Here is a 13,976-nt window from a genome sequence, read left to right on the forward strand (position 1 = left end):
GGCCCGGCTCCGGCCTCCCGGAGCCGGCCCCGTCCCGGTCCCCGGGACGACGAAGGGCCGCACCCCGAGGGGTGCGGCCCTTCGCCTTGGCCAGGTCAGTGCGTCCAGCGGCCGTAGTAGTCGCCCACCGACGTCCGGTACTCGGGCTCCTTGAAGCGGCCCTCGTCGAACTCCGGAGCGTTCTTGATCTCTTCCTTGGTGCGCGAGACGTGCACCTCGCGCTCCTGCGGGTCGATCCGGGTGACGACACTCGCCGGCAGCATGACCTTCTTACCGAAGATCCACGGACCGGTGTCGACGACGATGTAGCTCTCGCCGACCTCGTACGTGGCCTCGTCGACGGAACCGATCTTTCCGTCGGTGGCGTGGACGTGGTACCCGGTGATGTCCAGCGCCTGGCCGCGGTCGTAGACGTCAGGGCGATAGTCCCAGAGCTGCATTGAGCTCACGTCCTTTCCTTCTTCCGTCTCGTACGTTGGCCTCCTCCGACTACCCGGGGAGCGACAGGTAAACCTCCGGCAAAGACATGAGGCTTCTTCGCCCGCTACGATCCGCCACAACGATCGGAGGAGAGCCCGGATGAGCGAGTGGCCGCGGGAGGAGTGGGCGCCGCCCGGCGTCGATCCGTCCACGCCCAGCATCGCCCGCGTCCACGACGCCCTCCTCGGCGGCATGGAGAACTTCGCCGCCGACCGGTCCGTCGCCCGGCGGCTGAAGGAGGCCGTTCCCGAGATGGTGGACCTGGTCTGGTGCGACCGGGCGTTCGTCGGCCGGGTCGTCGACTTCCTCGTCCGCGAGGCCGGGATCCGGCAGATCGTCGACCTCGGCGCCGGCCTGCCCACCGTCGAGAACACCCACGAGGTCGCCCAGTTCGCCGACCCCTCGACCCGCGTCGTCTACGTGGACGTCGACCCGATGGTGGAGCCGCACGCCCGCGCCATCCTCAAGGGCAACCCGCACGTGACCGCCGTCACCGCCGACGCCCGCGACGTCGCCGCCGTGCTGGGCCACCCCGGGCTGCGGCGGCTCATCGACCTGTCCCGGCCGGTCGGGGTGCTGGCGATCGGGCTGCTGCACCTGTTCCCCGACCAGGACGACCCCCACGGGATCGTCCGGAGCTACATGGACGCGCTGCCGTCCGGCAGCCACCTGGCCGCCTCCAACATGCTGGCCGCCGACAACCCGAAGGCCAAGGCGCTGGAGGTGATGCTCCAGGCCACGATGGGCACCGGCTGTTTCCGCTCCCGCGCGGAGATCGGCCGCTTCTTCGACGGGCTGGAGCTGGTGGAGCCCGGTCTGGTCCACTTCGCCGAGTGGCGGCCCGACGACCGGCTGCCGCACCCGCTGGCGAGCTGGGAGCAGCTCCTGCTCGGCGGCGTCGCCCGCAAGCCCTGACGCCCACCCCCGGCCGTGACAGGGCCGTGGCCGCGTCGCTAGGGTGGGGACCGTGCCGCGCAACCTGATCTGCTCCCCGCCGCCCGCCCTGTAGCGGGCGGCCTCCTCTGCTGACATCTCGCCGGGTCTGAGCCGATCCGGGGATGGTCGCCGCCCGCGTACGGGCCCCTTCCGACCACTCCACCCGGAGAGACCTGTCATGACTGCTGTCCCCGCTTCCCTTTCCGCGCGCCGGGGAGCCCTCTACATGTCCGCCGCGGCGGCCGCCTGGGGCACCGGCGGCGCCGCGGGATCCCTGCTGTTCCAGACCGCCGGGCTCGGCCCGGCCGGCGTCTCCCTGTGGCGCTACGCCCTCGGCGCGGCGTTCCTCCTCGGCCTCCTCCGGCTCACCGCCGGCTCCCTCCCGCGGCTCAGCGCCCGGATGGTCGTCGTGGGCGCCGGGATGGCCGTCTACCAGGCCGCCTACTTCGCCGCCATCGAGCGCTCCGGCGTCGCCGTCGCCACCGTGGTGACGATGGGCGCCACCCCCGTCCTCACGGAGCTGGGCGGGCGGCTGCTGCTCGGCGAGCGGTCCGGCCGCACCGGCCTGCTCGCGCTGGCCGCCGCGATGGCCGGGCTGTTCCTGCTCACGGGCGAGAGCGTGCTGGCGGGCGGCGGCCGGCTCGGCGGCGTCGGGTACGCCCTGCTGTCGGCCGCCGGGTACGCCGCGGTGACGCTGTACTCCCGGCGGCACCGGGACGACTCCGGCGGCATGGCCGTGGGCGGCTTCGTCGTCGGCGCGCTGTGCCTGGCGCCGTTCGCGCTGGTCGGCGGCGCCGTGCCCGAGCCGAGCCTGACCACCGCGGCGCTGCTGCTCTATCTCGGCGCGGTGCCGACGGCGCTGGCCTACGCGCTGTTCTTCCGGGCCCTGACCACGCTGCGGGCCGCCACGGTGTCGGTCATCTCCCTCGGCGAGGCCGTCTTCGCGGCCGTGCTCGGGGTGGCCCTGTTCGGCGAGCGGCTGAGCGGGCTCGGCTGGGCGGGCTGCGCGCTCCTCACGGCCGCGGTCGTGATGCCGGCCGTACGTCCCGAGCAGCGATGACACGCTGAACCGGGGAGCGGGGCGGCGGCGCGGGAGGCCGGGCACGTGCCCGTATGGGTTAGGGTCCGGTACGGCGACGCATGCCGTACCGTCGCTCCGCTCCCCACTTCGGACACACTTGTGGAGGTGGGCACGAGGGGAACGCGGCCGGGCAGAGCGCGCGTTGGAGGGACTGTGGCGTCGATTTCCGGAATCTTGAAGAACCTCCTGGACCGTCCGGGAGGGGTGAGTCTGGGCCCGTACCAGAAGGTCGTCAAGGCGGCCGGCGCGCTGACCGGTTCGATCGGCGCCCTGGACGAGTTGCCCCGCCCCGCGATGGACGACCTGGCGCGGTTCTGCGCCGTCGCCCGCGAGGCCGCCGACCGCTCGCTCGGGCTGCGGCCGTACGACGCGCAGCTCCTCGGCACGCTCGCGCTGCTCGACGGCAAGATCGCCGAGATGGCGACCGGCGAGGGCAAGACGCTGTCCGGCGCGATGGCCGCCGCCGGCTACGCCCTGCAGGGCAGGCGCGTGCACGTCATGTCCGTCAACGACTACCTGGCCCGGCGCGACGCCGAGTGGATGGCGCCGTTCTACGCGGCCATGGGCGTGACGGTCGGCTGGGTCGGGCAGTCGTCCACCCACGAGGAGCGCCGCGAGGCGTACGCGAAGGACGTCACCTACGGCGCCGTCAGCGAGATGGGCTTCGACGTGCTGCGCGACCGCCTGCGCACCGACCCGGCCGAGCTGATCGTGCCCGCGCCCGAGGTCGTGCTGGTGGACGAGGCCGACTCCGTGCTGGTGGACGAGGCCCGCGTGCCGCTCGTCATGGCCGGCGCCTCCGACGCGGGCAGCGCCGTGCCGGAGATGGCCGCAATGGTCAGGCAGCTCGTCCGCGGCTACCACTACGAGGTGGACGACCAGGCGCGCAACGTCTACCTCACCCCCAAGGGCGCCGACACGGTCGAGAACCTGCTGTCGGTCGACCTCTACGACGAGAACGAGCCCGGCACGCTCATCGAGCTCAACCTCGCCCTGCACGCCCACGTCCTGCTCACCCGCGACGTCGACTACATCGTCCGCGACGGCAAGGTGCAGCTCATCAACGCCTCCCGCGGCCGGGTCGCGCTGCTCCAGCGCTGGCCCGACGGCCTGCAGGCGGCCGTGGAGGCCAAGGAGGCGCTGGCGCCCAGCGAGAAGGGCGAGATCCTCGACTCCATCACCGTGCAGGGCCTCATCCGCCGCTACCCGCAGATCTGCGGCATGACCGGCACGGCCGTCGCGGTCAGCGAGCAGCTCGGCGAGTTCTACGGGCTCAAGGTCGCCGTCATCCCGTCCAACCGGCCGTGCGTCCGCGTGGACGAGCCCGACCGGGTCTACCCGGACGTGCCCGAGAAGGAGGCCGCGCTCGTCGAGGAGATCCAGGCCGTCCACGCCACCGGCCGGCCCATCCTCATCGGCACCCTGGACGTGGCCGAGTCGGAGAACCTGGCCCGCCAGCTCCGGCGGCGCGAGCTCGACCCGGTCGTGCTCAACGCCAAGAACGACGCCGAGGAGGCGTCGATCATCGCCCGGGCCGGCGAGCGCGACGCCATCACCGTCTCCACCCAGATGGCCGGGCGCGGCACCGACATCCGCCTCGGCGAGGGTGTGGCCGAGCTGGGCGGCCTGTACGTCATCGGCTCCGGCCGCCACGCCAGCAGCCGCCTCGACGACCAACTCCGCGGCCGGGCCGGGCGGCAGGGCGACCCCGGCGGCTCGGTGTTCTTCGTCAGCATGCGCGACGACCTGGTCACCCAGTTCGCGCCGGACGAGCGCCCGCCCGCGCCCGACGCCGACGGCGTGGTCCGGCACCGCCGCGGCGCCTACGTCGTCGCCCACGCCCAGCGCGTCGCCGAGGGCGTCAACCTGCAGATCCACCGCAACACGTGGCGCTACACCCGGCTGCTGGAGCAGCAGCGCGAGCTCATCCTGGAGTGGCGCGACAAGGTCCTGCACGGCGACGCCGCCGCGCGGGCGCTGGCCGAGGGCGACCCCGAGCGCTGGGCGGCCATGCCCGAGGACACCCGCGAGGAGACGGCCCGGCAGATCGTGCTGCACGCCATCGACCGCTGCTGGACCGAGCACCTGGCCTTCCTCACCGACCTGCGCGAGGGCATCCACCTGCGGGCCCTGGGCCGGATGAGCCCGATCGACGAGTTCCACCGCGAGGCGGTCGCCGAGTATAAGGCGATGCTGGCGGAGGTGGAGCGGCGCTCGCTGGAGGCGTTCGAGGCGCCCGAGCCCGATCTGAGGCGGCCCACGGCGACCTGGACGTACATGGTGCAGGACAACCCGTTCGGCACCGAGTGGGACCGCATCCTCAAGCGCATGAGTCCGGACGGCCGCCGCCGCTGACATCGCTCGCCGTACCTGACAGAAGATGGCAGGTACGGCTGGGAGGCTTGAGCCATGACAACGAAGGCGAAGCTCCTGGCCGTCACCATCGACTGCGCGGAGCCCAAGAAGCTGGCCGAGTTCTACCACCAGATCACCGGCCTCGACCTGCAGTACGCCGAGGAGGAGTACGCCGCGGTCGGCGACGGCACCACGGCCATCTACTTCGGCCGGGTCCCCGAGCGCGAGCCCGCCCCCTGGCCCGGCCCGGCCAAGCAGTTCCATCTCGACTTCCGGGTGCCCGACGTGGAGAAGGCGGCCGAGGAGTACATCGCGCTGGGGGCGACCAAGCCCGACTTCCAGCCCGGCGTCACCGAGGAGGGCGTCCGCTGGATCGTGCTGCGCGACCCCGAGGGGCACCTGTTCTGCGTCTGCCCCGACCAGTCCTGACGCCCGTGCCTGAAGGGTGAATTGTCCTAAAGGATGATTCCCGCGCTCCGCTTCCCTCATAAGCTGGAGCAATGCTCCTCCACGTTCCCCCGCCCCTGCGTGGGCGCCGATGACCTGGGCCGGACTCCTCATCGCCCTGCTCGGCGCCCTCGGATACGCGCTCGGGGCCGCCCTGCAACAGTACGAGGCCGTGGCGGCCGGCGCCTCGCTCAAGCTCGTGCGACGGCCCCGCTGGTGGATCGGCGGGGTCATCGGGTTCACCGGGGCGAGCCTGCACGCCGTCGCGCTCAGCTTCGCGCCGCTGGTCGCGGTGCAGCCCATCAGCGTGGCCACACTCGTGTTCGCCGTGCCGCTGGCCGCGCTGATGTACGGGCGGCGGCCGTACCGCGCCGAGGTCCTCGGCTCGATCGCCGTGGCCGTCGGGCTCGTGTGGCTCATGCTGCTCGTGCCGGCCCACAACGTCGTCCCGCACCTCGGCGACGGGGCCGCGCTCGCGTTCATCGGCGTGATCGCGGTGATCGCGGTGGCCGCCGAGCTGGTCTCCCGCCGGCTGCGCGGCCCGGCCAAGGCCCTGCTGATGTCGGTGGGGGCGGGGGCCGTCACGGCCAGCGTGTCCACGTTCGTGCGCGTGGTCGGCGGCGGCATGCAGGGCGACTGGAGCAGGCTGCTGCACTGGTTCACGCTGGCCGTGCCGGTGCTGCTGGTCTGCGCGGTGGTGCTGCTCCAGCGCTCGTACGCCGTCGGCTACTTCGGCATCGCGTACGCGGGCGTCCAGGTCGTCGACCCGGTCACGTCCGTGCTGGCCGGGGCGATCCTGCTGGGTGAGCCGCTGCCGGCCAACCCCTCCACGGCCATCCCGGCGCTGCTCGCCGGGGCGCTGACCATCGCCGGCACGATCACGCTCGGGCGGCTGGCCCCCGACCACTCGCGGCCCGCCGCGGTGGAGTCCATTCCAGTACCTCCCGCATTGACCGCAGCATCAGATCGGAACTGAGCCGGGTCCCGAGGGCCATGCCCGCCTCGCGCAGGGACACCGCGACCGGGTTGCGGAGCTTCGTCGCGCGGCAGACCGCCGTCGAGCGGCGCATGATCGCGCTCGTCCGCTCCAGCCGGGCCGCCGAATAGGCGGCCAGCCCCCCACCCTCCCCAGCGGCGTGCGCCGGCCCTTCTCCGACCGCGTGCGCCAGCCCTTCTCCGACCGCGTGCGCCAGCACGACCGCGTCCTCGATGGCCTGGCAGGCGCCCTGCCCCAGGTTGGGCGTCATCGGGTGGGCCGCGTCGCCCAGCAGCGCCACCCGGCCCCGGTGGTAGGCCGGCAGCGGCGTGGCGAACGCGTGGACGTCGTTGCGCACGATCCGCTCCGGCCGTACGGCGGCCAGCAGGGACGGGATCGGCTCGTGCCAGCCGCCGAACCGGCGCAGCAACTCCTCCCGCTCGTCCCCGTGGACGGCGCCCTCGGGTGACAGGTCCGTGGCGTAGAAGTAGACGACGTCCCCGGCCAGCAGATGGGCGCCGAACACCCGGCCCCTGCCCCACGTCTCGGTGCTGGGCAGCGGGCCGCCGTCCCACGGCACCATCCCGCGCCAGGCCGTCACCCCCGCGTACACGGGACCCGGATGACCGGGGAAGAGCGCGCGGCGGGTCGCCGAGCGGATGCCGTCGGCGGCCACGACCAGATCGGCCGCGTGCTCGCCCCCGTCCGTGCGCACGACTCCCGTGGCGGCGTCCACACCGGTCACGGTGACGCCCAGGCGGAGGGCGTCCGCGCCCAGCGTCTCGGCCAGCAGGTCCACCAGCGTGGCCCGCGCGAGCAGGACCACCAGGTCGTCGAACTTCCGCTGAGCCCTGTCCACCGTCGTGTGCGCCAGCCACCGGCCGTCCGGGCGGCGGATGCCCAGCCGCCCCTGCACCCGCGACAGCGCCCGGACCCGGTCGCCGAGCCCGAGCGTGTCCAGGGCGCGCAGCGCGTTCGCCGCGATGGCGAGCCCCGAGCCGACCGGCTTCAGCCGCTCGGCGCGCTCCAGCACCGTCACGTCCCAACCGGCCCGGCGCAGCGCGATCCCCGCGCTCAGCCCGCCGATCCCCGCCCCGATCACCACAGCAGCCGGCATCGTCGCCTCCTCCACTACGTCTGTAGTTTTACCATACTACGGCTGTAGTGTGGATGACTACAGACGTAGTCGGCGACTCGTAGGATCGGTGACCGTGAAGCGTTCAGAGGCGGTCGCGGAGGCGGCCATCACCCTGCTGGCGGAGCGGGGCATGCGCGGCCTGACCCACCGGGCCGTGGACGAGACCGCCGGCCTGCCGCCCGGCTCCGCCTCCAACCTCGCCCGCACTCGCGCCGCGCTGCTCGAACTCACGCTCGCGCACCTGGTCGAGCTGGAGGAGCGCGCCCTGGCCCCCGCGCTGGAGGCCGGGCTGACCTCGCTCGACCGGCGGCCGTCGCGCGAGGTCCTGCTGGGCTTGCTGGTGGAGGCGTTGCAGGTGCAGATCGCCGACGCCCGGCGCACGCTGGCCCGCTACGAGCTGGCCCTGGAGGCGACCCGGCGGCCCGAGCTGCGCCGCGTCTACGACCGGGCGGGGCGCCGGTTCCGCGACCCGGCGGTGGCGCTGCTGGCCGTCCTGGGATCGCCCGACCCGGTACGGCACTCCCGGCAGCTCGTGGCGTTCACCGAGGGTCTCATGTTCGACGCCATCGCCGGGGCGGGGGAGAGCCCGTCGCCGGAGGACGCCCGCGCGGCGATGCGTGAGCTGCTCGACGGCATGCTGGGGCCCGCCTGAGCCGTCCGGGCCCACTGCGATCAGGGGTCAGGCGGTGAGGCGGGCGCGGTGGGCGGGCCACTCCTCCTGGAGGATGCCGAAGACGACCGTGTCGCGCCAGGTGCCGTCCGGCCGCCTGCGGTGACGCCGCAGCGTGCCCTCGTGGACGCCGCCGATCCGTCGGATCGCGTCCTGGGAGCGCGTGTTCAGCACGTCGGTCTTGAGCATGACGCGGTTGTACCCCAGCTCGTCGAAGGCGTGGTCGACGAGCAGCACCTTGCAGTTGGTGTTCACGGCCGTGCGCCAGGCCGCCCGGCCGTACCACGTCCAGCCGATCTCGACGCTCTCGTCGAAGCCCGGCACGTCGCAGTAGGCGGTCCAGCCCACGGCCCGGCCGCCCGCGCGCGGGACGACCGCGAGCGGGACGTGCTTGTCGTCGGCGATCAGCCCGGCGGCCACCTCGCGCAGCTCCTCCTCGCTCCCCGGGTGGACGGGCATCCAGCGCCACACCTCCGGATCGGCGCCCCCGGCGGCGAACAGGTCGGGGACGTGGGCGAGGGTGAGCGGTTCGAGCCGGACGACGTCGTTCTCGAGCACCACGGGGGAGGGGAGCTTCGCGGTCATGGCCGCCAGCCTAGGGGGCGACCGTGATCCCGCTCATGGCCACCTGGCGGCTTTCGCCGGCGACCACTGTTCGGTGGGCGGCTGCTGTCGACACGCATACCGGCCGGTCGGTAGGCTCGGCGCCATGGACTTCGCCTACGACAGCGTCACCGAGGAGTTGCGCGAGCGGCTGCTGCGCTTCATGGACGAGTGCGTCTACCCGGCCGAGCCCGCCTTCGCCGAACAGGCCGCCACCAGCGGCTGGAGCGCGCCGCCGCTGCTCGCCGACCTCAAGGACGAGGCGCGCAAGCGCGGCCTGTGGAACCTGTTCCTGCCCGGCGGCGACGGCGCCGGGCTGACGAACCTCCAGTACGCGCCCCTGGCGGAGATCATGGGCCGCAGCCCCCACCTCGCCCCCGCCGCGACCAACTGCGCCGCGCCCGACACGGGCAACATGGAGGTGCTGTCGATGTTCGGCAGCGCGTGGCAGCGCCAGGAGTGGCTGCGCCCGCTGCTCGACGGGGAGATCCGCTCCGCGTTCGCGATGACCGAGCCCGACGTGGCCTCCTCCGACGCCACCAACATCGCCACCTCGATCGTGCGCGACGGCGACGAGTACGTGATCAACGGCCGCAAGTGGTTCATCTCGGGCGCCATGAACCCCGAGTGCAAGATCTTCATCGTCATGGGCAAGACCGACCCGGAGGCGCCCTCGCACCGGCAGCAGAGCATGGTGCTGGTGCCGCGCGACACGCCCGGCATGCACATCCGGCGCGGCATGACCGTGTTCGGCTACGACGACGCCGACCACGGCGGCCACGCCGAGATCGTCTTCGAGGACGTCCGCGTGCCGGCCGACAACCTCATCGGCGAGCAGGGCGGCGGCTTCGCCATCGCGCAGGCCCGGCTCGGGCCCGGCCGCATCCACCACTGCATGCGCCTGATCGGCATGGCCGAGCGTGCCGTCGAGCTGATGTGCCGGCGCGCGCTGAGCCGCACCACGTTCGGCAGGCCCGTCGCCCAGCAGGGCGTCGTCCAGGACTGGATCGCCGAGTCCCGGGTCCGCATCGAGCAGCTCCGGCCGCTCGTCCTCAGGACGGCCTGGCTCATGGACACCGTCGGCAACCAGGGCGCCCACACCGAGATCCAGGCCATCAAGATCGCTACCCCGGCGGCCGTCGAGTGGATCCTCGACAAGGCCATCCAGGTCCACGGGGCCGGCGGCGTCTCCCAGGACTTCCCGCTGGCCGGCCTGTGGGCCGGAGCCCGCTCCCTGCGCCTGGCCGACGGCCCGGACGAGGTCCACAAGCGGTCGCTGGCCTACCGCGAGCTGAAGAAGTACATGTGACATCGATCGGAGGATCCCGAGTGGAGGAAGCACGGCTCAGGGAACTGGCGGCGGAGTTCCGCGCCCGCCACGACCCGGGAGGCGACCGGCTGGAGTTCCTGCGGGCCAGGTTCGACGCCGGGCTGGCCTGGGTGTGGTACCCGGAGGGCCTCGGCGGCCTCGGGCTGGCGCCCGAGCTGCAACGGGTCGTGGACGAGGAGCTGGCCGGCACCCCGCAGATCGACGTCGGCCTCCAGGGCATCGGCCTCGGCATGGCGGCCCCCACGATCCTCGCGTTCGGCACCGAGGAGCAGAAGCGCCGCTTCCTGCGCCCGCTATGGACCGGCGAGGAGATCTGGTGCCAGCTCTTCAGCGAGCCCGGCGCCGGCTCCGACCTCGCCACGCTCGCCACCCGCGCCGTCAGGGACGGCGACGAATGGGTCGTGGACGGACAGAAGGTGTGGACGTCCGGCGCCCACCACGCCCGATGGGCGATCCTCGTCGCCCGCACCGACCCGGGCGTGCCCAAGCACCGCGGCCTGACGTACTTCGTCTGCGACATGCACGCCCCCGGCGTCGAGGTCCGCCCGCTGCGGCAGATCACCGGCGAGGCCGAGTTCAACGAGGTCTTCATGACCGGCGTCCGGCTGCCCGACGACCTGCGGCTCGGCCAGGTCGGCGACGGCTGGCGGGTCGCCCAGACCACGCTCATGAACGAGCGCGTCGCCATCGGCGGCGCCCGGGTGCGGCGCGGCGGCGGCATGCTCGGCCCGGTCCTGGACACCTGGCGCGAGCACCCCGAGCTGCGCACTCACGACCTGCACCAGCGGCTGCTCGCCCTGTGGGTGGAGGCGGAGGTGACCCGCCTGTCCGGCGACCGGCTGCGCGAGCAGCTCGCCGCCGGCCAGCCCGGGCCCGAGGGGTCGGGCATGAAGCTGTCGTTCGCCCGGCTCAACCAGGCGATCTCCGGCCTGGAGGTGGAGCTGCGGCGCGACCTCGGCTACGACGACTGGACCTTCCGCCGCTCCGACACCGTCGACTTCTACGGCCGCGGCGCGGGCTACCGCTACCTGCGCGCCAAGGGCAACTCCATCGAGGGCGGCACCTCCGAGATCCTCCGGAACATCATCGCCGAGCGCGTCCTCGGCCTGCCCGCCGAACCCCGCGTCGACAAGGACGTCCCCTGGAAGGACCTGCCGCGATGACCCTGCTGTACTCCGAGGTCGAGGAGGAGCTGCGGGCCGCCGTCCGCGCCGTGCTCGCCGACCGCTGCCCGCCCGCCGCCGTCCTCGCGCGGGCCGAGTCCGAACCGTACGACCCGAGCCTGTGGAAGACCCTCGCCGTCGAGATCGGCGTGGCCGGGCTGCTGGTGCCGGAGGAGCACGGAGGCGCCGGGGCGACGGCCAGCGAGGCGGCCGTGGTGCTGGAGGAGCTGGGGCGTGGGGTGGCGCCGGTGCCGTTCTTCACCAGCTCGGTGCTGGCCACGTACGCGCTGGTGCGCGCCGGCGAGACGGGCGCCGGTGAGGAGGTCGGCGGGCTGCTGGGGCGGCTCGCGGAGGGGCGGGCGACGGCCGCGCTGGTGGTCCCGTTCGCCGCCTCGCCCTACCGGCCCTGGCCGGTCCGGGGAGGCGTCGCCGAGGCGGGGGAGCAGCTCTCCGGGAGCGTGGCCGACGGTGAGGCGCGGCCCTCCGGGAGCGTGGCCGACGGTGAGGCGCGGCCCTCCGGGAGCGTGGCCGACGATGGGGCGCGGCTCTCCGGGAGTGTGGCCGGGGTGGCGGGGGCGGACGTGGCCGACGTGCTGGTCGTCCCGGTGCCCGGCCCGGACGGGACGGCGGTCCTGTACGCCGTGGACCGCGCGGCGGCGGCCGTCGAGGCGGCGCCGTCGCTGGACCTGACGCGGCCGGTGGCCACCGTGACGCTCGACGGGGCCCCGGCGGTCCGGCTGGGCGTCGTGGACCTGGCCGAGGTGCTGCGGTTCGGCGCGGGGCTGCTGGCCTCCGAGCAGCTCGGCGTGGCCGAGTGGTGCCTGGAGACCACGCTCGCGTACGTCAAGGATCGCCGCCAGTTCGCGCGGCCGGTGGGCTCGTTCCAGGCGGTCAAGCACCGGCTGGCCGACCTGTGGCTGGACGTGGTCAGGGCCAGGGCCGTCGCGCGGGCGGCCGTGTCGCCCTCCGACGAGGCGCGGCCCGACCCGGTGGCGGTCGCCGTGGCCCAGGCGTGGAACGGCGGCGTGGCCGTCCACGTGGCCGAGGAGGCGCTCCAGCTCCACGGCGGGATCGGGATGACCTGGGAGCACCCCGTGCATCTCTTCCTCAAGCGCGCCAAGGCCGACGAGATCGCCCTCGGCACGCCGGGCGACCACCGGGAGGCGCTGGCCTCACTGGCCGACGTGCCCGGCCCGGTCCCCGTCTCCTTCGCGGAGTGAGGTGAGCAGCAGGTCGGCGAAGTGCCGTCCCACCTGGGCGCCGGTCAGTGGCCCGTCCACGTGGTACCAGGTGCCCAGGTGGTGGACCGAGCCGAAGAAGTAGTCGACGACCAGGTCGGCCGGGACCCGGTCGCTGAACGTGCCCTCGCGCTGCCCCTCCGCCACGAGCTCGCGGAACCGCTCGTGGTAGCGGCGGCGCTCGGCCCGCACGCTCTTCTGCGTCTCGGGCGCGAGCAGGTGCATCGACCGGAAGAAGATCTTGGAGTCGTCGAGGTTGGCCGTGGTGGTCTCGACGACGTCGGCCGCGGCGGCGTGCAGCCGCTCGGCCACCGTGCCGGGACCGTCGGCGATGCGGGTCAGCCGGTCCATCTGCATGCGGAGCACGCGGGCGTAGATCTCGTGCAGCAGATCATCCTTGGAACTGAAATAGTGGTACATGGCGCCCTTGGTGACGCCTGCCGCCAGCACGATCTCCTGCACGGAGGTGCCCTCGAAGCCCCTCTCGGCGAACAACCGCGTCGCCGCGCCCAGCAGCCGGCCGCGTACCGGTTCTTCCTTCACGTGTCCCCCTTGGTCACCTCCGATAGGATACCGACTGGTCGGTTGATTGGTCTTCGCGGTGCTATTTCCGTCACCTTAGGGTGCCCTTCCCTCAGGTGGGGTATTACTTGACGTGGCGAGGGATCTTCGGCGTGGCAGATCCCGTCTGGTTCCAACTCATCATTCGGGGAGTTTGCCGTGCCCGGTGGCTCTATCTACGTGCAGCAGGACGCGAAGTACGCGGGCTCGTCGCCGCAGTGGTACTACGAGAAGTTCTGGCGTGAGGCGGCCAAGAGCCGCCAGCGGTCCCGGATGATCAAGGCGGCCGTGGGTTTCGTGGCCGGCATCGGCCTGGCCCTGCGCTTCGGCCTCGACCTCGTGCCCTTCTACGGCCTCGCGCTCGCGGGCGTCGTCGCCGCCGCCGACTGGTGGTGGGCGTGGAACTCCTTCCGCGCCACGGCGGTCTGGCGCGGCCGGCGGCGCGGCGAGGCCATCACCGGCCGGCTGCTGCGGCGCTCGCTGCGCAGGCGCGGCTACCGGGTCCTCGACGGCCGCGCCATCCGCGGCCAGGCGTCCATCGACCACCTCGTGATCGGCCCCGGCGGGGTGTGGATCGTCGACAACGAGTCGTGGAGCCCCGACACCGAGATCGCCGCGTACGGTGGCCGGCTGTTCTTCGGCGAGAAGTACGGCACCAGCGTCGCCAAGCCGCTGGTCGACACCGCCGACGCGTTCGCCGAGATGCTGAAGCGCGAGACCGGGGTCGCGGTGACGATCACGCCGCTGCTGGCGGCCCACTCCGGCTCGCTGCCGCGCGGCGGCAGCGTCACGGCCGAAGGGCTCACGCTGCTCAAGCCCCGCCTGGTGGCCCGCCGGATCAAGGCGGCGCGCGAGGTCGTGCTGGACGACGCCCAGATCGAGCTGCTGGCCCGTACGGCGGCCCGCGAGCTGCAACGCTCCTGACCCGTACGGCGGCCCGCGAACTGCAACGCTCCTGACCCGTCGGCGGTCCGCTCCTCGGCCTCTCGTGGGCGTGA

At 73.2% G+C, this 13,976-nt stretch carries 14 protein-coding genes; 10 read left to right on the forward strand and 4 right to left on the reverse strand.

What is annotated here, in order from left to right; translation table 11 throughout:
- Positions 1-95: 95 nt before the first annotated feature.
- Positions 96-440: a PRC-barrel domain containing protein gene (locus HD595_RS26010; RefSeq protein ID WP_253781318.1), complete on the reverse strand. Its 345-nt coding sequence runs from the start codon at positions 438-440 to the stop codon at positions 96-98.
- A gap of 139 nt (positions 441-579) precedes the next feature.
- Between HD595_RS26010 and HD595_RS26015 the strand changes: the two genes are divergently transcribed.
- The 5 genes from HD595_RS26015 to HD595_RS26035 all read left to right on the forward strand — a co-directional run bounded on the left by HD595_RS26015 (position 580) and on the right by HD595_RS26035 (position 6,275).
- Complete coding sequence (locus tag HD595_RS26015) at positions 580-1,395, forward strand: SAM-dependent methyltransferase (protein WP_253773351.1); 816 nt, start codon at positions 580-582, stop codon at positions 1,393-1,395.
- 199 nt (positions 1,396-1,594) lie between these two features.
- The gene (locus HD595_RS26020; protein WP_301309599.1) at positions 1,595-2,476 is read left to right on the forward strand and encodes a DMT family transporter; all 882 of its coding nucleotides are present in this window, start codon (positions 1,595-1,597) and stop codon (positions 2,474-2,476) included.
- A 225-nt stretch (positions 2,477-2,701) separates the two neighbouring features.
- Positions 2,702-4,852, forward strand: coding sequence for an accessory Sec system translocase SecA2 (secA2, locus tag HD595_RS26025; protein ID WP_253773355.1), 2,151 nt, complete (start codon positions 2,702-2,704; stop codon positions 4,850-4,852).
- A 54-nt stretch (positions 4,853-4,906) separates the two neighbouring features.
- Positions 4,907-5,281: a VOC family protein gene (locus HD595_RS26030; protein WP_253773357.1), complete on the forward strand. Its 375-nt coding sequence runs from the start codon at positions 4,907-4,909 to the stop codon at positions 5,279-5,281.
- A gap of 109 nt (positions 5,282-5,390) precedes the next feature.
- Complete coding sequence (locus HD595_RS26035) at positions 5,391-6,275, forward strand: DMT family protein (protein ID WP_253773359.1); 885 nt, start codon at positions 5,391-5,393, stop codon at positions 6,273-6,275.
- Here HD595_RS26035 and HD595_RS26040 read toward each other — a convergent pair.
- Positions 6,178-7,392, reverse strand: coding sequence for an FAD-dependent monooxygenase (locus HD595_RS26040; protein WP_253773361.1), 1,215 nt, complete (start codon positions 7,390-7,392; stop codon positions 6,178-6,180). The genes HD595_RS26035 and HD595_RS26040 overlap by 98 nt on opposite strands.
- 94 nt (positions 7,393-7,486) lie before the next feature.
- Here HD595_RS26040 and HD595_RS26045 point away from each other — a divergent pair, with 94 nt between their 5' ends.
- Positions 7,487-8,065 (forward strand): TetR/AcrR family transcriptional regulator, encoded by a 579-nt coding sequence (locus HD595_RS26045; protein WP_253773363.1) that lies wholly within the window; start codon positions 7,487-7,489, stop codon positions 8,063-8,065.
- 27 nt (positions 8,066-8,092) lie between these two features.
- Here HD595_RS26045 and HD595_RS26050 read toward each other — a convergent pair whose 3' ends face one another.
- Positions 8,093-8,668, reverse strand: a complete 576-nt coding sequence (locus tag HD595_RS26050; protein ID WP_253773365.1) for a GNAT family N-acetyltransferase — start codon at positions 8,666-8,668, stop codon at positions 8,093-8,095.
- A 124-nt stretch (positions 8,669-8,792) separates the two neighbouring features.
- Here HD595_RS26050 and HD595_RS26055 point away from each other — a divergent pair, with 124 nt between their 5' ends.
- From HD595_RS26055 to HD595_RS26065, 3 genes are read left to right on the forward strand one after another with little or no spacing between them, the layout of a single operon-like run.
- Complete coding sequence (locus HD595_RS26055) at positions 8,793-9,995, forward strand: acyl-CoA dehydrogenase family protein (RefSeq protein ID WP_253773367.1); 1,203 nt, start codon at positions 8,793-8,795, stop codon at positions 9,993-9,995.
- A 20-nt stretch (positions 9,996-10,015) separates the two neighbouring features.
- Positions 10,016-11,179, forward strand: a complete 1,164-nt coding sequence (locus HD595_RS26060; protein WP_253773369.1) for an acyl-CoA dehydrogenase family protein — start codon at positions 10,016-10,018, stop codon at positions 11,177-11,179.
- Entirely contained in the window at positions 11,176-12,399 is a 1,224-nt protein-coding gene (locus HD595_RS26065) for an acyl-CoA dehydrogenase family protein (protein ID WP_253773371.1), read from the forward strand. The genes HD595_RS26060 and HD595_RS26065 overlap by 4 nt, the downstream gene beginning before the upstream one ends.
- On the opposite strand, the gene HD595_RS26070 is transcribed toward HD595_RS26065, so the two are convergent.
- Positions 12,352-12,984: a TetR/AcrR family transcriptional regulator gene (locus tag HD595_RS26070; RefSeq protein WP_420540760.1), complete on the reverse strand. Its 633-nt coding sequence runs from the start codon at positions 12,982-12,984 to the stop codon at positions 12,352-12,354. The two genes, HD595_RS26065 and HD595_RS26070, sit on opposite strands and share 48 nt — an antisense overlap.
- Before the next feature lie 153 nt (positions 12,985-13,137).
- On the opposite strand from HD595_RS26070, the gene HD595_RS26075 reads away from it, so the two are divergent.
- On the forward strand, positions 13,138-13,902 hold the full coding sequence (locus HD595_RS26075; protein ID WP_253773375.1) for a nuclease-related domain-containing protein: 765 nt from the start codon (positions 13,138-13,140) through the stop codon (positions 13,900-13,902).
- Positions 13,903-13,976 lie beyond the last annotated feature (74 nt).

This window comes from Nonomuraea roseoviolacea subsp. carminata (assembly GCF_024172185.1).
Taxonomy (GTDB): domain Bacteria; phylum Actinomycetota; class Actinomycetes; order Streptosporangiales; family Streptosporangiaceae; genus Nonomuraea; species Nonomuraea roseoviolacea.